The sequence below is a fragment of the Rhodococcus sp. NPDC127593 genome, from assembly GCF_042671975.1.
In the GTDB taxonomy this organism is placed as follows: domain Bacteria; phylum Actinomycetota; class Actinomycetes; order Mycobacteriales; family Mycobacteriaceae; genus Rhodococcus_F.
On sequence record NZ_JBHXWI010000029.1, the window covers coordinates 95,975 to 116,644 of the forward strand.

Annotated in this window: 17 protein-coding genes and 1 pseudogene; 5 read left to right on the forward strand and 13 right to left on the reverse strand. The window is 66.9% G+C overall.

Annotated elements, in window-relative coordinates; genetic code table 11:
- Positions 1–416 precede the first annotated feature (416 nt).
- The gene (locus ACFVJ3_RS26310; protein WP_378454839.1) at positions 417–1,166 is read left to right on the forward strand and encodes an alpha/beta fold hydrolase; all 750 of its coding nucleotides are present in this window, start codon (positions 417–419) and stop codon (positions 1,164–1,166) included.
- Positions 1,167–1,354: 188 nt separating this feature from the next.
- On the opposite strand, the gene ACFVJ3_RS26315 is transcribed toward ACFVJ3_RS26310, so the two are convergent.
- The 4 genes and pseudogenes from ACFVJ3_RS26315 to ACFVJ3_RS26330 form a co-directional block, all read right to left on the reverse strand.
- The gene (locus ACFVJ3_RS26315; protein ID WP_378454840.1) at positions 1,355–1,984 is read right to left on the reverse strand and encodes a hypothetical protein; all 630 of its coding nucleotides are present in this window, start codon (positions 1,982–1,984) and stop codon (positions 1,355–1,357) included.
- Between the two features lie 200 nt (positions 1,985–2,184).
- A pseudogene (locus tag ACFVJ3_RS26320) lies at positions 2,185–2,311 on the reverse strand (transposase); the annotation flags it as partial.
- A gap of 134 nt (positions 2,312–2,445) precedes the next feature.
- Positions 2,446–3,426 carry an NADPH:quinone reductase gene (locus tag ACFVJ3_RS26325; RefSeq protein ID WP_378454841.1) on the reverse strand — a complete coding sequence of 327 codons (981 nt, stop codon included), beginning with the start codon at positions 3,424–3,426 and terminating at the stop codon, positions 2,446–2,448.
- Between the two features lie 64 nt (positions 3,427–3,490).
- On the reverse strand, positions 3,491–4,024 hold the full coding sequence (locus ACFVJ3_RS26330) for a PadR family transcriptional regulator (RefSeq protein ID WP_378454842.1): 534 nt from the start codon (positions 4,022–4,024) through the stop codon (positions 3,491–3,493).
- Positions 4,025–4,126: 102 nt separating this feature from the next.
- Here ACFVJ3_RS26330 and ACFVJ3_RS26335 point away from each other — a divergent pair, with 102 nt between their 5' ends.
- Positions 4,127–5,476: an MFS transporter gene (locus ACFVJ3_RS26335; RefSeq protein ID WP_378454843.1), complete on the forward strand. Its 1,350-nt coding sequence runs from the start codon at positions 4,127–4,129 to the stop codon at positions 5,474–5,476.
- On the opposite strand, the gene ACFVJ3_RS26340 is transcribed toward ACFVJ3_RS26335, so the two are convergent.
- The 5 genes from ACFVJ3_RS26340 to ACFVJ3_RS26360 form a co-directional block, all read right to left on the reverse strand.
- Positions 5,464–5,895, reverse strand: a complete 432-nt coding sequence (locus ACFVJ3_RS26340) for a VOC family protein (protein ID WP_378454844.1) — start codon at positions 5,893–5,895, stop codon at positions 5,464–5,466. The genes ACFVJ3_RS26335 and ACFVJ3_RS26340 overlap by 13 nt on opposite strands.
- Positions 5,896–5,966: 71 nt before the next feature.
- A complete protein-coding gene (locus tag ACFVJ3_RS26345) occupies positions 5,967–6,509 on the reverse strand; it encodes a VOC family protein (RefSeq protein ID WP_378454845.1) in 543 nt (180 codons plus the stop codon).
- 10 nt (positions 6,510–6,519) lie between these two features.
- Complete coding sequence (locus tag ACFVJ3_RS26350) at positions 6,520–8,403, reverse strand: FAD-dependent oxidoreductase (RefSeq protein WP_378454846.1); 1,884 nt, start codon at positions 8,401–8,403, stop codon at positions 6,520–6,522.
- Positions 8,404–8,513: 110 nt separating this feature from the next.
- Positions 8,514–9,449 (reverse strand): helix-turn-helix domain-containing protein, encoded by a 936-nt coding sequence (locus ACFVJ3_RS26355; RefSeq protein WP_378454847.1) that lies wholly within the window; start codon positions 9,447–9,449, stop codon positions 8,514–8,516.
- A 153-nt stretch (positions 9,450–9,602) separates the two neighbouring features.
- Positions 9,603–11,708, reverse strand: coding sequence for a 3-hydroxyacyl-CoA dehydrogenase NAD-binding domain-containing protein (locus ACFVJ3_RS26360; RefSeq protein WP_378454848.1), 2,106 nt, complete (start codon positions 11,706–11,708; stop codon positions 9,603–9,605).
- A gap of 219 nt (positions 11,709–11,927) precedes the next feature.
- On the opposite strand from ACFVJ3_RS26360, the gene ACFVJ3_RS26365 reads away from it, so the two are divergent.
- The 3 genes from ACFVJ3_RS26365 to ACFVJ3_RS26375 all read left to right on the forward strand — a co-directional run bounded on the left by ACFVJ3_RS26365 (position 11,928) and on the right by ACFVJ3_RS26375 (position 16,267).
- Complete coding sequence (locus tag ACFVJ3_RS26365) at positions 11,928–13,130, forward strand: acyl-CoA dehydrogenase family protein (protein ID WP_378454849.1); 1,203 nt, start codon at positions 11,928–11,930, stop codon at positions 13,128–13,130.
- The gene (locus tag ACFVJ3_RS26370) at positions 13,127–14,326 is read left to right on the forward strand and encodes a CaiB/BaiF CoA transferase family protein (RefSeq protein ID WP_378454850.1); all 1,200 of its coding nucleotides are present in this window, start codon (positions 13,127–13,129) and stop codon (positions 14,324–14,326) included. Before ACFVJ3_RS26365 ends, ACFVJ3_RS26370 begins: the two co-directional genes overlap by 4 nt.
- Positions 14,327–14,437: 111 nt before the next feature.
- Positions 14,438–16,267, forward strand: coding sequence for a sigma-54-dependent Fis family transcriptional regulator (locus tag ACFVJ3_RS26375; protein ID WP_378454851.1), 1,830 nt, complete (start codon positions 14,438–14,440; stop codon positions 16,265–16,267).
- Positions 16,268–16,287: 20 nt separating this feature from the next.
- Here ACFVJ3_RS26375 and ACFVJ3_RS26380 read toward each other — a convergent pair whose 3' ends face one another.
- Genes ACFVJ3_RS26380 through ACFVJ3_RS26395 form a run of 4 tightly spaced genes read right to left on the reverse strand, consistent with a single transcriptional unit; the run spans position 16,288 to position 20,632 of the window.
- Positions 16,288–17,316: an LLM class flavin-dependent oxidoreductase gene (locus ACFVJ3_RS26380; protein WP_378454852.1), complete on the reverse strand. Its 1,029-nt coding sequence runs from the start codon at positions 17,314–17,316 to the stop codon at positions 16,288–16,290.
- A 54-nt stretch (positions 17,317–17,370) separates the two neighbouring features.
- Positions 17,371–18,144, reverse strand: a complete 774-nt coding sequence (locus ACFVJ3_RS26385; protein ID WP_370181998.1) for an SDR family oxidoreductase — start codon at positions 18,142–18,144, stop codon at positions 17,371–17,373.
- Positions 18,145–18,175: 31 nt separating this feature from the next.
- Positions 18,176–19,225: a 2,3-butanediol dehydrogenase gene (locus ACFVJ3_RS26390; protein WP_378454853.1), complete on the reverse strand. Its 1,050-nt coding sequence runs from the start codon at positions 19,223–19,225 to the stop codon at positions 18,176–18,178.
- Positions 19,226–19,261: 36 nt separating this feature from the next.
- Positions 19,262–20,632 carry an NAD-dependent succinate-semialdehyde dehydrogenase gene (locus ACFVJ3_RS26395; protein WP_378454854.1) on the reverse strand — a complete coding sequence of 457 codons (1,371 nt, stop codon included), beginning with the start codon at positions 20,630–20,632 and terminating at the stop codon, positions 19,262–19,264.
- Between the last annotated feature and the right edge of the window lie 38 nt (positions 20,633–20,670).

Sequence of the window (20,670 nt, forward strand, 5' to 3'; positions counted from 1 at the left end):
ATCGAGGATTTCGCGCAGGTAGGGACCGAAAAGGCAGTGAAGAGACGGCGCCGGCGACGTTCGGCGGGCGGGGTCTCCGGGGCGTAAGCACCCTCTGTAGGCAGCCCCACACAGCGGTTTCCAGCCTTGCGCGCCCACCCACGCACAACGAACGCCCCCCGTTCGGCGAGGGGCGTTCGTTGCTCTCGGCGCACGATCGCGAAAAGTAATCGAGAGATCCCTGCCGCGCTACGTAATACGCCGATAAGAGAGTTATTATGTCAACTGAAGCCCTCCATTATTTCATCAGATGCATTCCTTTCGTCGCACGGTGAGTACGGGGACTGTACGGTTCGACGGGCATCCGGGGTGTTGACCTGGTTATTTGCGGTTGAGGGCCGCCACCGATGTTCGAGTTTGATGCAAAGGGGAAGCGCGTGACTGTGTGCCTCGTCCACGGCAACCCCGAGACCGCCGCCGTCTGGAACAGATTGGCTCCGCTCCTCGATCGCGGACCCGTCGTACGCCTGTCCCCACCGGGTTTCGGTGCCCCGGTGCCCCCGCGGTTTACGGCCACGGTGGAGGAGTACCGCCGTTGGCTGGTCACCGAGTTAGAGCGCTTCGGGCAGCCGGTCCACCTGGTGGGTCACGACTGGGGCGGTGCCCACGTGATGAACGTCGCGATGACACGGCCAGAACTGGTGCGCAGTTGGGTGTGCGACGTCATCGGCCTCTTCGACCAGGATTTCCGGTGGCCCGATCGGGTGCAGGTGTGGGCGACCCCGGGAGCCGGCGAGGAGGCGGTAGCGGCGATGATCGACCCGCCGGTCACCGAACGTGCTGCGGCACTGGTGCAGAAGGGAATGCACCCAGACGTTGCCTTACCTGTCGCAGAGGGGCAGAACGCCGCCATGGGCGAGTGCATCCTTCGCCTGTACCGCGACGCCACCCAGCCGTCCATGGCCGAGCTAGGCCGCAATCTCGAGCGAGCCGCCGCGCGGCCAGGCCTGTCGGTCATCGCCACCGAGGACTCCTACGCCACCGACGAGCATCGTCGCCGCGCAAGCGCGCGCGCCGGTGCTGAGATCGCAGAGCTCGCCGGACTCGGCCACTGGTGGTTCACGCAAGACCCACAACGGGGCGCCGCGACCATCAATGACTTCTGGGCAGGAGTGGGACGACAGTGATACCCAGGATGACGATCAGCAACAAGCTCTCTGCGCGCTGTCAGCGTCGTCGCCGCGCCGGCGATCGCTGACCCCTCGCCACCCCCAGGCGCCCACTACGACGGAATCGAATATGCGGCTTTACCGGAACCGGGTGGAGTGCTTGCGCACCAGTTCTTTTGGGACAACCCCGCCAGGGCTCCCTGCCCCTATGTCTTTACGAACTCACGCAACGTATCTCCAGGATCGGGTTCAGTGGAACCCGCCGACCCGGTGGTGTGTGTCAAGCCGGCGGGGCGCCCACACCGCACCGTGTGACCCCCGATGATCATCCGGGTCGATGACACAACACCCAACCGGGCTGGCCAGCACATCAACTCGGCCGCCGCTAAGCCATGCCCCAATTGACGCGCGGATCTGGCCTGGGACACCACGGTGTTCACGATGGATCGTCGGGAACCGCCCACAGACCCGAGCCGGACCGTCGGTCGGTGTCGGGAATCCAGTGCCCGGAGCCGGGCGGCGTCTTCGCTCAGTGCCTTCTGCAGGTGGGGTCGTACGTTCCAGTGCGAGCCTTGTTGTACGAGGTCGGCGGTGTTCTCGACGAGCCGCACCGCTCGGATGAGTAGTGGCTCCAGCACCCAGACGGTGGGAAGGTCATCGTCGTGACCTCGGGTCAGGACGCCGAGGGTGGAGAGGGGTATGGCGACGGTGCGGGGCAGGGTCAGCAGGTCGGCGACGGGTGCCTCTTCTTTGATGCTAAGGGCCAGTTCACGGGCGAGCGTGCGCAGTGCTTCCTGATCGAAATACTGACGCGCGGTGCGTTCTGTGATGCGCATTCGCTCCGCTACGCCACTCGTTCGGTGAGCAGATCCTCGAGTCGGTCCGCGGGGGACGGTCAGGCCGATTCGTGCCAGCTCACCACCGAGGGCGGACGCCGTCGTACTCACCCACGGGTCAAGTCCCGGGGCGTGGTGTACGAGGCCGCCGCGTGATTGCTCGGTGGGCGGTGGTGCCGGCGCGCATCGAGCCCGAGCTAGCGGCGAGCTTCGCTCCACTCGTCATGCTGCTCGGCGAGAACCGCTCCGACGAACCGGATCAGCGCGGTGCGGTTGGGAAGATCCGCCGTGGTCGGACCTCTGGCGGATCTCCTTCAGCCGCTCCTTAACCGGCCTTCGTGGGCATTGGCCGATTGGTGATATGGAGTCAGCGGTCGAGTCGGTGGAGAAGGCCGCTCGGGGTGCCTGCGACGCGGTGGTGGCATCCGACGTGCGTAGAGGACGCCCTTCCTGTCATTCGTTCAGTCCGGCACATCCAGCAGAATGCGGGTGTGGGTGCCGCGGTCGACGAGGTCGTGGGCGCGCGCGGCCTGATCAAGGGGGACGGGTTCGTCGATGGCGATCGACAGGGCGCCGTCCGCCGCTGCGGCGGTCAGTTCGGTGGCGGCCTGTTGTTTGGCCTCAGCCGAAAAGTCGTCACTGCCCAGCAAGCGAATGGTGATGTTGTCGAACAGCATCGGCCAGAACGGGAAGTTGGGCGGCCCCTCGCCGGTGCCGTAGGCGGCGATCACGGTGTTGTTCTTCGCGACCGCGGCGTCGAGGTCGACGTTGTCGGAGAAGGCGACCTCGACGATGCGATCGACCCCGCCCGGCGCATGATCGCGGATCTCGCCCGCGGGGTCGGGACCACCCAGTGCGACGACCTGCTCGACGCCGCGGCCGTGGGCGTTCTCGAGGTCGACGCGATGACGCACCGTCCCGATGACGGTCGCTCCGCCCCACGTAGCGAGTTGCGCTGCAAGACTTCCGACGCCGCCGAGCACGCCGTGCACCAGGACGGTGCTGCCCCGGACCGAGCCGTCACCGAAGACCGCGCGGTGGGCGGTGATGCCGGGGATACCCAGGCCGGCGCCGACATCGTCCCCGACGGTCTCGGGAAGAGCCACGGCCTGACCGGCAGGGACAACCGTGAACTGGGCTGCGGTGCCGAACGCGCGGTAGGACTGCGCACCGAACACCCAGACCCGTTCGCCGATGCGGGCAGAATCGACACCTGCGCCGACCTTGTCGACCACGCCGGCGCCGTCGCTGTGCGGGATGACCCGGGGGAAGGGCATCGCCGACCCCAGCCAGCCCCGACGCTTCTTGGTGTCGCCGGGATTGATCCCGGAACGGGTCACTCGCACCCGAACCTCACCGGGGCCGGGTTCGGGGGTCGGCAGTTCCCCGAATCGCAGCACCTGCTCGGCCGGGCCCTGCGTGTCGTACCAGACTGCCAGCACGGGGAGTCCTTTCTCTCGCACGCCACAGGAGTGACGCGCACGCGATTATGTTGCGGCGGACGTTCTACTTGGGATCGACTTCCGGTTCGGCAAGGATTTCGTGCAGCCAGGCTCGCTCGGCGGTACTGGTCGCCCGGGCCACTTGGAGCATCCCGCGGCGGTAGGGGTCACCGACCTCCTCGGCGCGCAGCGGTCGGTCGCCCTCGTAGAAGAAGCTGGCCGGTTCCTCGAGGAACGCCAGGCGCCGCCGCAGCACCGCCGCCCGAGCGGCGGGGTCGGGTAACCGGGACAGGAAAGCCAGGATGGTCATGAACTTGGTGTTGTCGGTGATCTCGTGTTCGTCCGGTTCCCGCAGGCGGCGCAGCAGTTCGCTCCGGCCGCCGGCGGTCAGGTGCAGCACCTGCCGTGGGGCCGCCGCGGAGCCGGGTTCGGCCCGCTGTTCCAGAAGCCCTTGCCGCACCAGGCGTTTGATCGCCGGGTACAGGCTGCCGTCACTGACCGGGCGGGTGTAACCGGACAACTGGGTGACGCGGCGGCGCAGCTCGTAACCGTGCAACGGACCGTCGGTGAGGAAACCCAGAATGGTCAACTCCAGCATGCTGCCAGAGTACACCTCGAAACGAGATACCTCGATACGAGGTATCGTTTGCCTGCGCAAACTTGGCGCCTGCCTCTTCGACACCCCGGAGTGCACTTCCTCATGACGATCAATCCCGCTGCCCCCGACCCTCAGGGGCCGCCCGCCGCAGGCGACGCGGCGACCGACCACCCACTCCCGCGGGCCTCGATCGTGGTCGCGGCCCTTTCGACCGTCGTCGAGTGGTACGACTTCACCCTGTATCTGTTCATGGCCACGGTGCTTTCACGCGTGTTCTTCGGCGACGGACCGGAATCGATCCTCACCACCCTCGCCGTCTTTGCGATCGCCTATGTGATGCGACCGGTTGGGGCGCTCGTGTTCGGATACTTCGGTGACAGACTCGGCCGGCGCCCTGTCCTGCTCGCATCGATGACCGTGATGACAGCCGCGATGCTCGCGACCGCGCTGCTACCCACCCAGACGCAGATCGGGTCTACCGCCGGCGTCCTGCTGCTGTTGTTGCGGTGCGTGATGGGGTTCTCCGTGGGCGGGGAATACACCGGCGTGATGACCTACCTCGTCGAGGGTGCGGCTCCGGGCCGTCGCGGGTTGGTGGCGTCACTTGCTGCCGCGGCGAGTGAGATCGGTGGTCTGCTCGCCGCCGGGGTTTCCGCACTGACCGTGTTCTTCGTCAGTGGTGACGCGCTGGAGGAGTGGGGTTGGCGGATCCCGTTTCTGGTCGGAGCCGTGCTTGCCGCGCTCACCGTGGCCGCTCGGTCGATCATGCAGGAGTCCCCGGCTTTCGAGCGGTTGCGGCAATCCGGGTCGGTGCCTTCTCGCCCTTTCGGGTCGGTTCTGCGATCGCATCGGCCCGCGCTGTATCGAACGTTCGCGATCTCCGCGTTGGCCTCGGTGACCTACTACGTCGGCATCACGTACGTGCCTGTCTTTCTGTCCACCGTGAGCGGCTATGACGAACGGTGGTCACTCGGGTTGACGACGATCGCGTCGGTGGCCGTCGTCGTGGTCACCCCGATCGCCGGGGCACTGTGCGACCGCTTCGGGCGGCGACCGACCCTGATCGTTCTCGGCGTCCTTGCGGTTGCGTTGCCCGTGAACATGTTCGGTTTCATGGCCCACGGCTCGCTGGGCCGCGCGCTGACCGGCGCGGTGATCCTGGCCTGCATCGCCGGCGGCCTCGGCGCTGTCGGGGCCGCCGCGACTCCCGAACAACTACCTGTCGCCGGCCGGTTGTCTGGTCTGGCCGTCGGCACCGTCGCAACCACCATCTTCGGTGGCCTCACCCCGTACGGCGCCCAAACCCTGGTCCAGGCCGGCGGTTCGGTGATCGTCCCCGGAGCCATGGTCACCGCTGTCGCCCTACTGGCTCTCCCCGTCCTGTGGCGCATGCCCGAGACCGCACCCGGGTTTATTCGCATCCGGCCGGCGGTCGGTTGTCACGATCTGTGAAACAACTCCAACTGGATGTTGTCCGGATCGCGGAAGACGACCACCGAGTAGGGGCGTGCGCTGTCCTTGTCGATGACACCCGAGTGCGGAACACTCAGCTCATTCAGCCATGCTGCCCAGGCGTCGAGGTCGCTCCGCTGGGGCACACCCCACGCGATGTGATCGAGGCCGACACGACGTTCGTCGAATGAGCCTGTGATGACAGCCGTGTGGTGGTGCAACCCGATGAGGAAACCAGTGCGCGGATCGATCAACAGCACCGCATATCCGCCCTCCTCGTCGCCATGGTGAGGAGCGACGGTCGGTAATCGCTCGAGTCCGAAGACTCGGCTGTACCAGTCAGCCGACGCCTCCACGTCGGAGACCGTGGGGGAGAAGTGGTGAATTCCGGTCGTGGGCGGTGCGTCAGAGTGCGACATACGCGATCACCCGATTTCTTTGTGGAGCAACGACGACGGCGGGGCGTTCATGCGGACTGCGTGCCGGAGGGTCACGACTCTTGCCGCCGACTGTCCGTGGACTCGGTGACCGGCGGCCGCCAGCGTCGTAGTTCGGTGCCGGCTTCGTAGGCCTGCGGGGAGGGGTAGGTCACCAGCTCGACCGTGCTTCCCCAGGGAGTTCTGGCGTACAGGTACCGGTTTCCGGGTCCGGCGTCGCCGCCGGGCAGGTCGCCCGGGGCGCTGAGCAGAGTTCCGCCCGCCTTCTCCAGTTTTGTAGCGGCGGCGTCGATGTCGTCGACGTAGACGCAGAAGTGCTGGATGCCGAAATCGCTCGGCAGCACGGGCTCTCGCTGTTTCGTCCCGGAGTAGACGAACAATTCGAGGTTCGGGCCGTTGCCCAGCCGCAGCATTCGAATCGACTCGATGGCGGTTCCCGGTGGAACACCGAGGCCGGATTCGATGCCGGGACCGGCTAGCGGGGCATCGATCATGTCGTAGATCTTCTCGGCTCCGAACGCGTCGGCGAAGAAGGTGGTGGCTTGTTCGAGGTCCGGCACGGTGATGCCGATGTGTTCGATAGCTCGGACGGTCATGGTGTTCTCCTCAGATTCGTGCGGCTGTCCAGAAACCGGACTGGGTGGCCTCGTACAGGCGGCCGCCGCGGAAGCGGGTGCCGATCGTCTGCACACGGTCGTCGTCGACGGCAGCGGACAACACTGTGGACGGGACCCGCGGCGTGGCCCAGACGACGGTGCCGGTCTCCGGGGCCGTCGCGCCGAGTCCGATGGTGACACCGTGTTCGGTGAGCAGGCCGGTGAGGTGTTCTCGCTCCATGTCGTTGGTGTCGACGCCGACGACGTCGTTCGGGGAGAGAAGGGTCGTGTGTTTGCCCTGCTCGGCGAGCCACAAGGCCGCGAACATGGCGATTTCGGTCTCGCCGAAGACGGTGACGTCGTCGGCCGCGGGTGCGCGCCGCTCGGTGAGCATGGTGACGGCGTCGAGACCGTCGTGGGTGGGGATCGTGCCGGTCGCCAGCAGCACCGAGTCCCAGGCATCGACGGCGAGCGTGGTGGCGTCGGTTCCGAGCCGCAGGGTCACCTCCGACCGGTCGAGCTCACCTTCGTAGAAGGCCACAAGGTTCTCGATCTCGGCGCGGAACGCACCTGGGGCGGACCAGGCACGGAGTTGCCCACCGATGTGGTGTGCACGGTCGACCAATTCGACGTCGTGGCCCCGGGCGGCGGCGAGCAGGGCGGCTTCGCAGCCCGACGGGCCGGCGCCGACGACGAGCACCCGCCGCCGGATCGCGGCGGGACGTCGCGCTTCTGCCGCACGTCGTTCCTGGCCGAGGGCGGGATTGATCACGCACTGGGTGCGCTTGCCGTTAAACATCCACCGCGAGATGCATTCGTTGACCGCCAGACAGCGTCGCACCCGATCGGGCTCGCCCCGACGGGTTTTCGCCACCGTCTCGGGGTCGGCGAGCTGTGCGCGGCCCAGTGCCACGAAATCGAGTTCCCCGTCGCCGACGGCCTTGTGCATGTCGTCGAGCAGCCAGGTCAGGCGACCGACGCCGATCACCGGCACGGACACCCGCCTCTTGACCGCCTTCGCGTACCCGACGAGGGATCCCGGGGCGATCATCGGCAGCAGGGTCGCGGCCGTGTCGTAGTTGCCCGCGCTGACGTCGAGTGCGTCGACGAGCGGGTCGAGCATCTCGCAGAACGCGAGGCCGTCGTCGAGGCTGAGGCCACCTTCGTAGGGTTCCTCGGCGCTGAGGCGGTACAGCAACGGGACGTCCGGTCCGATCTCCGCGCGGACGGCCTTGACGACCTCGAGCGCGAACCGGGCCCGGTTCGCGAGTGGGCCGCCCCAGTCGTCGGTGCGGTGGTTGGTGAACGGGGACAAGAACTGTCCCAGCAGGTAACCGTGGGCACCGTGCAATTCGACGGCATCGAAACCCGCGGCCACGGCGCGGCGGGCGCCCTGCACGTAACGATCGATGAGTCCGGGAATCTCATGTTCCTCGATGGCCCGCGGCGGCGTGCCGAACGCACTGGTGATTCCCGCGGTCGGAGCGAGGGGTGGTTCGTTGCGCTCGGTGTTGCCCTGCGAGTTCTGGCGGCCGGTGTGATGGAGCTGGGCGGCGATCTTGGCGCCCTCGTTGTGGACGGCCTCGACCAGATCCGACAGGCCGGCGCGGAACCGGTCGTGATCGATGCGGATCGGGTGGCCGACGGTGCGGCCGACTTCCCAGTCGATGGACGTGTTCTCGATGATGATCAGTCCGACCCCGCCGTGGGCACGTGCGCGGTGGTACTCGATCAGCCGCTCGTCGACCTCGCCGAAGGTGCTCGCGAACTGGGTGAAGATCGGGGCCTGCACGAACCGGTTGCGCAGTGTCATCTTCCCGATTTGGCCGGGCTGGAAGAGTGGGCCGTCCTGCGGCGCGCGCACGCCGGCGGGATCGGGTGTCGTGATTGTCATGGTGTTGCCTGCCTTTGCGTCGTTGAAAGAGGCGATGATCACAGGCTGGCACGTACCAGGGCCCCGGTCTTGACGTGATGAGCACGGAACTTCACCTCCAGCGCACACCGTTACGCGGCAGTGGACTGCCGCCGTGCCTCGCGTGGTGCCACGCCGAATCGGGTGCGGTACGCGCGGCTGAAGGACGACGGGCTGTCGAAGCCGCTACGGACGGCGACCTCGGCGACCGGTAGCTCCGGTCCGGAACCGAGCAGCAGGCGCTGGGCGCGTTCGAGACGGCGGCGTCGCAGGAATTCCCGGGCGGTCTCGCCGGTGCCCTGAAAGAGCATGTGCAGATAGCGCACCGATACCGCATTCGCCCGCGCGACCATGTCCAGCGTCAGATCCGGGTCTCCGAGGTTGCGGTCGAGGAAGTCCTTGATCTGCAACAAAAGGACTTCCCTGGAGTCACTCACATCGCCGCGAGTACGAGCGAGGGCGGAATGCAGCAGATCGACCGCCATCCGGCCCGCGGTGTGCGCAGCGTCGCGGTCGAGTGCGGTCTGCCGCATCGACACGTCGAGCCACCCGGTCAGCAGTCGCAGGGTCGCCGAATCCTCGATCGTGCGCACGAACACGGAATCGAGGTCGGGGACCGCGCCCGCCAGTAACGCGCGTGGGATGAACATCGTGCTCTTGACGAGCGATGCGGCACTGAAACACTCGACGGGTCGCACGCCGTCCCACAGAGCGGCAGTGCCCGCGGGAACTTCGGCGCTCCTGCCCTGCTGTGCCAGGATTTCCGTTCCATGATGCACCATCAGGAGTGCGACGTATTCGCCAGGCGTGTTTCGTATTTCGGGAGCACGGCGACGTCCACTCATGCGCCCGACGCGGCAGCCGACCACCCACGGTTCACCGAGATGGACACGGGTGGTGGTGGGTGCCACTGCGGGATCGAACTCCAGGTTCCACGGCAGATGGCTCGTCATGAACGGGTTACCCGGTCCGTCATCCACGAAGGTGCCAGTGGCCGAGGGGTTGTCGTGTGCTGATGTGTCGCGCATGTGTTCATCACCGTTCGCAAGAGAGCCTGTTGGTGTGAACCACATCATACCGCACGTCAATTATGGTGCCCACCACGGTGACTGGTCCGTGAGCGACCCAACGGAACGGGTTCCGCCCTTCCATCGAAGGACGGAACCCGTTGCAGCCGAATACTAGAAGCTGGTGCGACCGGCGTCGACGAGTTGTGCGAGTAGTGGTGCCGGTGTCCACGTTCGACCGTGTACGTTCTCGAAGTCGCGGATCTTCTGCAGGGTGACCTCCAGACCGAGGGTTTCGGCGTAGTACATCGGCCCGCCGCGGAAGGCGGGGAATCCGTAGCCGTCGACGTAGACGACGTCGATGTCGGAGGCGCGCTGGGCGATTCCTTCACCGAGCAGTGTGGCGCCTTCGTTGACGAGGGCCAGTACGCATCGATCGACGATTTCCTCGTCGGTGATCGTGCGGCGTTCGATGCCGTCCTCGGCGGCGAAGGTGCGGATGATCTCGTCGACGACGGGGTCCGGAACCGGTGTGCGGCTGCCCTTCTCATACCGGTAGTAGCCTGCACCGCTCTTCTGCCCGAACCGTCCGTTCTCGCAGAGGGTATCGGCGACCCGCGAATACCGGACGTCTTTCGGCCTGTTCGGGGTCAGTCGCTTGCGTGCCGCCCAGGCGATGTCGAGGCCGGCCAGGTCCGACATCGCGCACGGTCCCATGGCGAACCCGAACTGGTGCAGGGCCGCGTCGATCTGCTGCGGAGTCGCACCCTCTTCGAGGAGGAATTCGGCTTCGCGGCGGTACGGGGTGAGCATGCGGTTGCCGATGAAACCCTCACATACCTTCGACAGCACCGGGGTTTTCCCGATCTGTTGCGCGAGCGTCAGGCCGGTGGTGACGACGTCGTCGGCGGTGGCTTCCCCGCGGACGACCTCGACGAGTTTCATGATGTTGGCGGGGCTGAAGAAGTGCAGTCCGATCACGTCGGACGGACGGCTGGTGGCGCGTGCGATCTCGTCGAGGTCCAGTCGGGAGGTGTTCGATGCGAGGATGGCCCCCGGTTTGCAGAGGGCGTCGAGTTTGCCGAACACCTCCTTCTTCACGGCCATGTCCTCGAAGACGGCTTCGACGACGAGGTCGGCGTCGGCGGCGGCGTCGAGATCGAGGTTCGGTTCGATCAACGCGATGCGGTCGCGTGCCTGGGTCTCGGTGAGTGTTCCTTTGGTGGTGGATGTTTCGTAGGTTTTGCGGACCAGGGCCGTTCCCCGGGTCAGGGCGTCCTGGTTCTGTTCGATCAACGTGACCGGGAGTCCACCGTTCGCGAACGCCATGGCGATCCCGCTGCCCATGGTGCCGGCGCCGATGACCGCCACCCGGGAGATCGGCCGCGCGGACACGGCGGGGACGCCGGAGAACTTGGGGGCGGTCTTCTCCGCGAAGAACACGTGCCGCAGGGCCGCGGATTCCGGGCCCCGGAGCAGGCCGAGGAAGGCGGCCCGTTCGAAGGCGAGCCCGGCGGCGGTAGGAAGCCGGGTGGCGGTCTCGAGGGCGTCGATGGCGGTGAGCTGGGCCAGACCGTTGCGGGTGCTGGGCCGCACCGTACGGCGGGCGGCGTCGAAGTCGACACCTGCCGTGTCGGCCGGCGGCAGGCTGTCGATCACCGGTCCCGAGGTATTGGTGTCGACCTGGGTGCGGAGGAAGTCGAGGGCGGCGCCGAGCGGGTCGCCGTCGAAGCAGGCGTCGGCTATACCGAGTTCGGCGGCCCGGGCGCCGGACACCGGCGTGCCCTGCTGGATCATCCGCAGCGCGGCCGCGGCGCCGATCAACCGGGGCAGACGTTGGGTGCCGCCTGAACCGGGGATCAGGCCGACGTTGACCTCGGGCAGGCCGAGTTTCGCGTCCCGGTGGGTGATGCGGTAGTTGCAGGCGAGAGCGAGTTCGAGGCCGCCGCCGAGGGCGAAACCGTGGATGGCGGCGATCACCGGTTTCGGTAGCTGCCTGATGGTGGTGAGGACGTCCGGCAGGGTGGGGTCAGTGGTCGCGGCGGGGGTGCCGAATTGGCGCAGGTCGGCGCCGCCGCAGAATCCCTTGCCCTCGCCGACGATGAGGACGGCGCGTACCTGGTCGTCGGCGGCGGCACGGCCGACGGCGGAGGCGAGACCGGCGCGGACGGTGTCACCGAGGCCGTTGACGGGCGGGTTGGCGAGGCGGATGACGGCGACACCGTCGCGTACCTCGTACCGCACTGTCGACGACGGCTGGTTTTGCTGGGACGTGCTCATGGACCCTTTTCCTCGGATGCTGATTGCGGGCGTCGTGGTCGACTCCGATACCGCCTCTCAATCGTGTCCGATTCCGCGGCGCCGTGGTGTTCCGATTTGGAACAACCGGACGCCCTCTAGCTGAGCGATCCTGGAAGCACCCACCGCACGCCGCACCCGGCGTACCGAGGCTCGCCGGCCGCGTGAGCTGACGATTGGTTCGATTTTCAGGAGACAACCGTGACCGCCACCGTGACCAGTGATCCGACAACGCAGTTGGACGACGACGACTTCCGCGACATCCTTTCCCATACCCGGGCGTTCGTGCGGAACGTGGTGGTTCCGCGTGAGCAGGAGATCGACGAGACGGATGCGATCCCCGCCGAGATCCGGGCCGCGGCCAAGGACATGGGCCTGTTCGGGTTCGCCATTCCCCAGCAGTGGGGTGGTCTCGGCATGAACCTGACCCAGGATGTCGAACTGGCGATGGAGTTGGGGTACACCACCCTCGCCCTTCGGTCGATGTTCGGTACCAACAACGGCATCGCGGGTCAGGTGCTGGTCAACTACGGCACGGACGAGCAGCAGACGACCTGGCTCGAGGACATCGCGTCCGGCGACGTTGTCGCCTCGTTCGCCCTCACCGAGGCCGGCGCCGGCTCCAACCCGGCCGGGCTGCGCACCAAGGCGGTGCGCGACGGCGACGACTGGCTGATCACCGGCGAGAAACGCTTCATCACCAACGCCCTGATCGCGAATCTGTTCGTGGTGTTCGCCCGCACCCGGCCCGCCGACGGTGATGGCCCGGGCATCGCCGTGTTCCTGGTCCCGGCCGATGCTGACGGCGTGCAGGTGGGCGGCAAGGACCGCAAGATGGGGCACGCCGGGTCCACCACGGCGACCGTGCATTTCGACGACGTGCGGGTGCCGTCCTCGGCTCTCGTGGGTGGCAGTGAGGATGTCGGCTATCGTGCGGCGATGACATCGCTGGCCCGTGGCCGCGTGCACGTCGCGGCGCTGGCGGTCGGGCAGGCGCAGCGTGCGCTCGACGAGTCGGTGGCCTACGCGGCGACCGCAACGCAGGGCGGCAGCGCCATCGGGGACTTCCAATTGGTCCAGGCGATGCTCGCCGATCAGCAAACCGGCGTCATGGCGGGGCGGGCGCTGGTACGTGACGCCGCCCGCGCCTGGGTCGAGGGCACCGACCGGCGGATCGCCCCGTCGGTCGCGAAGCTGTACTGCACCGAGATGGTCGGCAAGGTCGCCGACCTCGCGGTGCAGATTCACGGTGGCAGCGGGTACATGCGCGAGGTCGCCGTGGAGCGGATCTACCGGGACGTCCGGCTGCTGCGCTTGTACGAGGGCACCAGCGAGATCCAGCGCCTGATCATCGGCGGCGGCCTGGTCAAGCAGGCCCGCAACACCGCAGGCGCGCAACGATGAGCAACCAGCTACCCGGACTACTGCCCCTCGACGGAATCACCGTCGTCAGCTTCGAGCAGGCCGTCGCCGCCCCGATCGCCACCCGGCACCTGGCCGATCTGGGTGCCCGCGTCATCAAGGTCGAACGAATCGGTGAGGGCGATTTCGCCCGCAACTACGACAGCGCCGTGCACGGAATTGCGTCGCATTTCGTCTGGCTCAACCGCGGCAAGGAATCGGTGACCGTCGACCTGAAAACGGCCGAGGGCGTCTCGGTCGTCCGCAAACTCGTCGGCCGGGCAGACGTCGTGGTCCAGAACCTCGCACCCGGCGCCATGGACCGGCTCGGTCTGGGCGCGGAGGAACTGCGCCGGGATCGTCCCGAGCTGATCGTGGTCAACATGACCGGCTACGGCACCGACGGGCCGCTGAAGGACCGCAAGGCCTACGACATGCTCGTCCAAGCCGAGACCGGGCTGTGCTCGATCACCGGTACCCCCGAGACCGCGACGAAGACCGGTGTCCCCGTCTCGGATATCGCCGCCGGCATGTATGCCCTGACCGCCGTGCAGGCGGCGCTGTTCCGGCGCGAACGCACCGGCGTCGGCGCCGTTGTGGATGTGTCGATGTTCGATGCCACCGTCGAATGGCTCGGCCACCCGATGTATCTGCAGATGTACCAGGACACGCAGGTGCAACGGATGGGACTGAGCCACGCCTCGATCTCGCCCTACGACGCCTATCCGACCGTCGATGGCCGGATCCTCATCGGCGTGCAGAACGACCGCGGCTGGCGGGCCCTGGTCACCGAGGTGTTCGACCGCCCCGACCTCGTCGAGGACCCGAAGTTCGCGACCAACATCCTTCGGGTCCGGCACCGAGCCGAGACCGACGCGGTCGTCGCCGAACACACCCGTCGGTTCGACACCGACGAACTCGACAAAAGGCTCGCCGCAGCAGGGGTGCCTGCCTCACGGCTGAACGACATGCGCGATCTCATCGACCACCCGCAGCTGTCCGAGCGCGACCGGTGGCGTCAGATCGACACCGAGTCCGGCCAGGTCCGGGCCGTGTTGCCGCCGATGACGTTCACCGACGTCGAACTGCCCATGGGACCGGTCCCCGCCCTGGGGCAGCACACCGAGGCCGTGCTCACCGAACTCGGCCTCACCGACGCCACGATCGCCGGACTGCGTACCGGAGGGACCGTCGGGTAGGCACCTCACTTTCCCGATATATCGTCGGTGTTTCATTGTGGAACACCGGCGCATACTTGAACTGACCGAGAATGTGGTGCGGAACACTGTTGTATCGGGTAAGGGGAGCACATGGCTCAGCGCGCCGGCGGAGGCAAATCCGGTCGTGTCGCCGGTCCACTCGATCAGGAGCGGATCCGACGAGCGAAAGAGGAACTCCTCACCAAGGGATTGCTGGACTCGGATACGTTGCACTCCGGGGTCCGAGAGGTCATCGACCGTAGCTGGCGACGGTGCATCGGCGAGGAAGTGCAGTCCGTCCAGCCGCCGCACCGGGGCAGCCTGGTCACCAATTCCGCTCTCGAAGAAGCTGCGGAGCCGGTGCTGGCGCGCCTGGCCGACCACCTGGCAGACGTGCGTGTCGCGATGTTCCTCAGTGACAGCAGTGGCAACATCCTCAGTCGCAAGGCCAGCGAACCGCGCCAGCGCTCTCGACTCGACAGCGCCTACGCTGCAGAAGGATTCGACTTCTCCGAGCGCACTATCGGCACCAACGGGATGGGGACCTCCCTCGCCGAGAGACGTCCGCTGGTGATCCAGGGCAACGAGCACTTCAGCGAGCGATTGGCCGCGTTCTCCTGCGCCGGGGCCCCGGTCTTCGAGCCCTTCACCGGTCGCCTGCTGGGGACGTTCTCACTCGCCGCCAACACCGAGGACGCGTCCCCGCTGATGGGGGCGATCACTGTCGACGTCGGACGGCAGATCGAGAGCAACCTCGCCGCAACACTCGAAATGCACGATCATGCCCTGGTCCGGTCCTACCTCTACGCGAACCGAAACAAGCACGATCAGGTCATCGTGATCAACGAACAGACCATGTTCGCCAACACCGCCGGCCTCTCCCATCTGGGTCCGGGCACGCACGCCATGCTGTGGCATTACCTCAACGACAACACACCCACCCGGGACAAGTGCCGAATGCCGATACCGCTGCAGTCCGAGTGGCACGACGCCGAGGTGGAAATGATCGACCGCGGGTCCGGATCGAGCCCCACATACATGATTCGAGTACTGCCGACACAGGACACCGGACTGCGACTGCACCGGGGCGAGGCCGCGACCGCGCGTCGTCGATCCCCCGCGACGACGAGATCACCCCGACCGCCGGTGCATCCGGTGCCCGCGGTCGACGAGCAGCTGTCCCAGGTGGCTCGGCACCGCGAATGCCTTGCACTCGACGGGGGTCCGGGCACCGGGAAGCTTCACACAGCCGCTGCGTTCCTGCGCACGCACTTCGCGCAGCAGGACCCCCACGTGGTCGATGTCGCAACCCTTCTGCCGGACGAGGGACCGCAATGGTTCGCCGCAGCGACCGCCGCCCTCGAGACGGGACGGCCGGTGATCGTGCAGCACCTGCAAGACCTCGCCCCGCTGCAGGTGAACCGGGTCAAGGCGCTCATGCGTCCCGCGGAATCGCACGTTCCGGTAGTCGTCACCGTCGAAGGCGACAGCGCCCCCGCGCACGTCAGCGCCCTGATCAGTCAGATGGCCACCACCGTGGCGTTACCCGACCTCCGAGACATGAGCGAACACATCCCCGGCCTGATCGATGCGGTCTTGTCGGAACTGGAGGGTTCCGAGCACACGACGAAATTCTCCTCCGAAGCGCAACAATTGCTGATTCGCTGGAGCTGGCCCGGAAACCTCGCCGAACTGCGCCGGACCATCGAGCAACTCGTCCGCCGTATGCCCGGCCGGGTGATCCAGATTGCCGACCTGCCGGCTCAGATTCAAGGGGCGCGGTCCGGGCGTCGGCTGTCCATGATCGAAACCTCCGAACGCGAGACGATTCTGCGGGCTCTCCAACAGTTCTCGGGCAATCGCAGCAAGGCCGCGGAGGCATTGGGAATCGGCCGGACCACGCTGTATCGAAAGATGCAGGCTCACAACATCGAGGTGTAAGCCTGCATCCTCGAGTCACCTCAGGTTCGGGCGCTGAGTTTCTCGGTCACCACGGGGATGACCTTGTCGGCCAGGTACTGGATGCGCGCCGATCCGGATTCGACGGACTCGCCGGGCAGTTGAGCCCAATAGTGGAAGTCGCGGATCTGGGGATAGGTGGTCGCCAGTGACACCAGTTCGTCGACCGCCATCGAGGCGTCCATCAACCGGTAGGCGCCGGCGTCGAGGATGGACTGGGTGTCGGGGAACTGTGACGGCTGATTCGGGCCCTCGAACGATCCCCACTCGATGTACTTGTTGAGTTGGTACCGGGCGTGCTCGCCCACCTGCGACCAGACCCGCTCGGGATCGTCGGCGACGATCGCCCACTGACTCGCGTAGATCCGCGCATCGGCAGTGCTTCCGCCATGGCGTTCGACAGCGTCCAGGTAGACCTGGCAGTGGTCGTTCGACAGGGTGATCAGGCCGTCGCCGAGTCGGGCGGCCCGATCGATACCCGGCTCGGACTGGCCTCCGATCAGCAGCCGCGGCGACACCTCCGGCAGGGGTGTCACCGGAACTCCGGGCAGCGAGAAGCGCTTGCCGTCGAAGGGCTCTCCGCTGCCGCTCCAGGCGCGTCGGATCACGGCGATGGCATCCTCGAGAAGGCTCGGGCGTTGCTTGACCGTGCGCCCGAAGGCGGCGAACTCCATTGCGCGGTAGCCCAGTCCGACGCCGAGCTCGAACCGATTGCCGGTCAACAGCGACAGCGCCGCGGCGTCCTCGGCGATACGCACCGGCTCGTGCAGGCCCGCGACGACGATGTTGGTGCCGATCCGCATCTTCGACGTCCGTGCGCCGATCGTCGCGGCGACCGTCAGAGGCGAGGACGCGTAGTCGTCGTCGGCGAAATGATGCTCGCTCAGCCACGCGGAGGTGAACCCGAGTTGCTCCGCCCAGACCACCTGGTCGATGGAATCGCGGTAGAGTCTGCCGAGCGGCTGCCGCCACTGGGCCGGGTTTCGGAAGTCGTACCAGAGGCCGAACGTCGGGACGTGAGATGAGGTCATGAGGGGCTCCACAACTGTGGGGAGGGATAACGAGGTGAGGGGTGGGCGAGCGAATCAGACGAAGAGCATGCCGCCGTCGATGAGGGCGGACTGGCCGGTCATGTAGTTCGAGTCCGGTCCGGCAAGGTAGGACACGAACCCTGCGACGTCCTCGCCCCGGGACACTCGTCCGAGGGTGATGCCGGCGGCCATGGCCTTCATGGACTCGCCCTCGCCGACATTGTTGATGGCGCCGAGGTCGCGGTCGACCTCCACCCACATGTTGGTGTCGACGATGCCGGGGCAGTAGGCGTTCACGGTGATGCCGTGCTCGGCCCATTCCTGCGCGGCCGCCTGGGTGAGGGCGCGTACACCGAACTTGGACGAGCTGTAGACGCCCAGCAGGGGGAAGCCCTTGTGGCCGGCGATCGAGGACGCGCCGATGATCTTGCCGCCGGTGCCCTGCTTGATCATCTGTCGTGCCGCCTCGGTGTAGCAGAGGAAGACGCCGCGGCCGTTGACGGCGTGAACCCGGTCGTACTCCTCCGGGGTGACGTCCAGCAGCGCTTTGGTCTGCGCGATGCCCGCGTTGGCGACGAAGACGTCGAGGGAACCGAGCTGATCGGCCGTGTCCACGACCAACTGCCGGACCGAATCATGATCCGACACATCACCGGTCAGGGCAGCCGATCGTCTGCCGAGCGCTTCGATGCCCTTGCGGGTGACGTCGAGCTCGTCTTTCATCGAGGGCAGGTCCGAAACGGCGACGTCGTGGCCGTCCTGGGCGAGGCGCAGGGCGATGGCCTTCCCGATGCCGCGGGCGGCACCGGTGACATGTGCAACGGTCATTGTCATTCTCCTGTAGTGAAAGTGGGTGGGATCAGATGGTGGGGTCGACGAGCAGCTTCATCTTCTGGCCGGCGCGCAGGGCTTCGAACCCCTGCTCGATGACACCGCTGAGGGGCACGGTGTCGACCCATCCGGTGGTGTCGTAGTGGCCCCGGGCCATGAGGTCGATGACGGCCCGGTAATCGTCGCCGGTGTAGCAGATCGTTCCCTGGATGCGGCGCTCGCGCAGAACGAGGTTGATCAGCGGCGTGGGCAGTGGCTTGTCGTAGATTGCCACGCTGATCAGGGGTCGGCGTTCGCCGACGCACTCGAGCGCCGAGGTGACCGCCGGGGCGACCCCTGCGGCGTCGAATGCGGCGTCGACACCGTCACCGTTGGTGCGGTCGGCGATGAGTGCGGACACGTCCTGGCTCGTCGGGTCGAGTGTCCGCGCGCCGAGCGCCTCGATCGATGCGCGACGGGTCGGTGAGGGCTCGACCACGTCGATCTCGGTCAAACCCATGCCCCGCAGCGCGAACCAGAGACCGATGCCGATGGGGCCGGCGCCGTAGATCAGCGCACTGCTCTGGTCGCCCACCTCACCGAGGACGGCGGCGTGGTACGCGACGGCCATGGGTTCGACGAGGGCGCCCATCTCCAGCGGGATGCTCGCGGGAAGGGCGTGCACCTGGTTGCGGGGGACGACGGTGTATTCGGCCATGCCGCCGTCCGCCATGAGGCCGTGGAAACCCACCGACGTGCACAGGTTGTAGCGACCGGACTTGCACGGGCGGCACTGACCGCAGCGATAGACCGGTTCGATGGCGACGTGGTCGCCCTCGTGCACATCCGTGACACCTCTGCCGACGTCGGTGACGACACCGGAGAACTCGTGCCCGATGACGAGGGGCATGGCCTTGCCGGTGAGCGGGTGCGGGTCGGATGGCGGGATGAAGATCGGCCCGTCGTAGTACTCGTGGAGGTCGGTTCCGCAGATTCCGTTGCGGCTGACCCGCACCTTGACCTGCCCGTCTCCGGGTGTCGGCTCGGGAACGTCTTCGATCTCGAGCTTCTTGTTGCCGTAGTAGACGGCAGCGCGCATGACTACTCCTGGTGTCGCAGTGGTGGGGTCGGCCGCTCAGACGATGCGGACGAGTTTCTTGTTCGCGAACTCGTCGAGGCCGAAGCGGCCGAGTTCCCGTCCGATTCCGGAGTTCTTCACGCCACCGAACGGCAGATCCGGGGCGCTTCGGATGGTGGTGTTGACCCCGACCATGCCGACGTCGAGCCGGTTGGCGACGTAGTCGGCTTCGTTCTCGTCGCGGGTGAACACCGCGCTGCCGAGACCGTACGGTGAGTCGTTGGCCAACTCGATGGCCGCGTCCACCGACTCGACTTTGTGCAGCACGGCGACCGGGCCGAACAACTCCTCGTGGAAGGCGCGCATCGCCGGGGTGACACCGGAGAGGACCGTGGCCGGGTAGTACGCGCCGGGGCCGTCCGGGACCTCACCGCCGAGGTGAACGACGGCGCCCTTGGCGATCGCGTCGTCGACCAGGGCGGTCAGATCGGCACGGGCGGCGACGGACGCCATCGGGCCGAGACGGGTGTCCTCGCTCATCGGGTCTCCGGCCCGCCACTGCGCGGCCTGTTCGACGAACGCCGGGACGAACTGGTCCCACACCGAGGCCTCGATGATCATCCGCTTCGACGACGTGCATGCCTGGCCCGCGTTCCAGAACCGGCCGGCGACCGCGGCGGTGACAGCCTTGTCCACGTCAGCGCCGGGCAGGACGATCAACGGGTCGGAGCCGCCCAGCTCGAGCACACACTTCTTGAGGTGGCGTCCGGCATGCGCGCCTACTGCGCTGCCGGCTCGTTCGGATCCGGTCAGCGACACACCCTGCAGGTGAGGGTCGGCGATCATCGTCGCGACCTGATCGGTGCTGGCGAACACGTTCTGGTAGATCGGGGCCGGCGCTCCGGCCGCGTCGATGATCTCGGCGATCCGCAGCGCCTGCTGGGGGCAGGATCCGGCATGCTTGATCAGAATCGTGTTGCCCAGCAGCAGGTTCGGCGCGACGAATCGGGCGACCTGATAGTAGGGGAAGTTCCACGGCATGACACCCAGCAGGGGCCCGATCGGCGCGGTACGCACCATCGCCCGCCCGGTGCCGGCGATGTCGAGCTCCTCGTCGGCGAGCAGTGCCGGCCCGGCGGTGGCGTAGTAGTCGTAGATCGAGGCCGACAGCTCCACCTCCGCCTCCGCCTGTGCGATCGGCTTGCCCATTTCGAGGGTCATCAGCTTGGCCAGCTCGGTGGCGTGCTGTCGGTGTAGCTCGGCCACCTTCGCGAGCACCGCCGCCCGGTCGGCCAGATCGACCTCACGCCACACCCGGTAGGCGTCGGCGGCTCGTACGAGCGCCTGATCGGCGTCGGCGTCCGACATCGTGGCGAACTCACGCACCACGGTGCCGGTGGTGGGGTCGACTGTTGCGTACTTCGTCATTCCTCGTCCTTCGTTGCAGATCGAATCCGGCCTCGCAG

Coding starts and splice junctions, on each gene's coding strand:
- ACFVJ3_RS26315 (WP_378454840.1), bottom strand. CDS start 1,984: ATGCGCATCACAGAACGCACCGCGCGTCAGTATTTCGATCAGGAAGCA.
- ACFVJ3_RS26330 (WP_378454842.1), bottom strand. CDS start 4,024: ATGCTGGAGTTGACCATTCTGGGTTTCCTCACCGACGGTCCGTTGCAC.
- ACFVJ3_RS26335 (WP_378454843.1), top strand. CDS start 4,127: ATGACGATCAATCCCGCTGCCCCCGACCCTCAGGGGCCGCCCGCCGCA.
- ACFVJ3_RS26340 (WP_378454844.1), bottom strand. CDS start 5,895: ATGTCGCACTCTGACGCACCGCCCACGACCGGAATTCACCACTTCTCC.
- ACFVJ3_RS26345 (WP_378454845.1), bottom strand. CDS start 6,509: ATGACCGTCCGAGCTATCGAACACATCGGCATCACCGTGCCGGACCTC.
- ACFVJ3_RS26350 (WP_378454846.1), bottom strand. CDS start 8,403: ATGACAATCACGACACCCGATCCCGCCGGCGTGCGCGCGCCGCAGGAC.
- ACFVJ3_RS26355 (WP_378454847.1), bottom strand. CDS start 9,449: ATGCGCGACACATCAGCACACGACAACCCCTCGGCCACTGGCACCTTC.
- ACFVJ3_RS26360 (WP_378454848.1), bottom strand. CDS start 11,708: ATGAGCACGTCCCAGCAAAACCAGCCGTCGTCGACAGTGCGGTACGAG.
- ACFVJ3_RS26370 (WP_378454850.1), top strand. CDS start 13,127: ATGAGCAACCAGCTACCCGGACTACTGCCCCTCGACGGAATCACCGTC.
- ACFVJ3_RS26375 (WP_378454851.1), top strand. CDS start 14,438: ATGGCTCAGCGCGCCGGCGGAGGCAAATCCGGTCGTGTCGCCGGTCCA.
- ACFVJ3_RS26380 (WP_378454852.1), bottom strand. CDS start 17,316: ATGACCTCATCTCACGTCCCGACGTTCGGCCTCTGGTACGACTTCCGA.
- ACFVJ3_RS26385 (WP_370181998.1), bottom strand. CDS start 18,144: ATGACCGTTGCACATGTCACCGGTGCCGCCCGCGGCATCGGGAAGGCC.
- ACFVJ3_RS26390 (WP_378454853.1), bottom strand. CDS start 19,225: ATGCGCGCTGCCGTCTACTACGGCAACAAGAAGCTCGAGATCGAAGAC.
- ACFVJ3_RS26395 (WP_378454854.1), bottom strand. CDS start 20,632: ATGACGAAGTACGCAACAGTCGACCCCACCACCGGCACCGTGGTGCGT.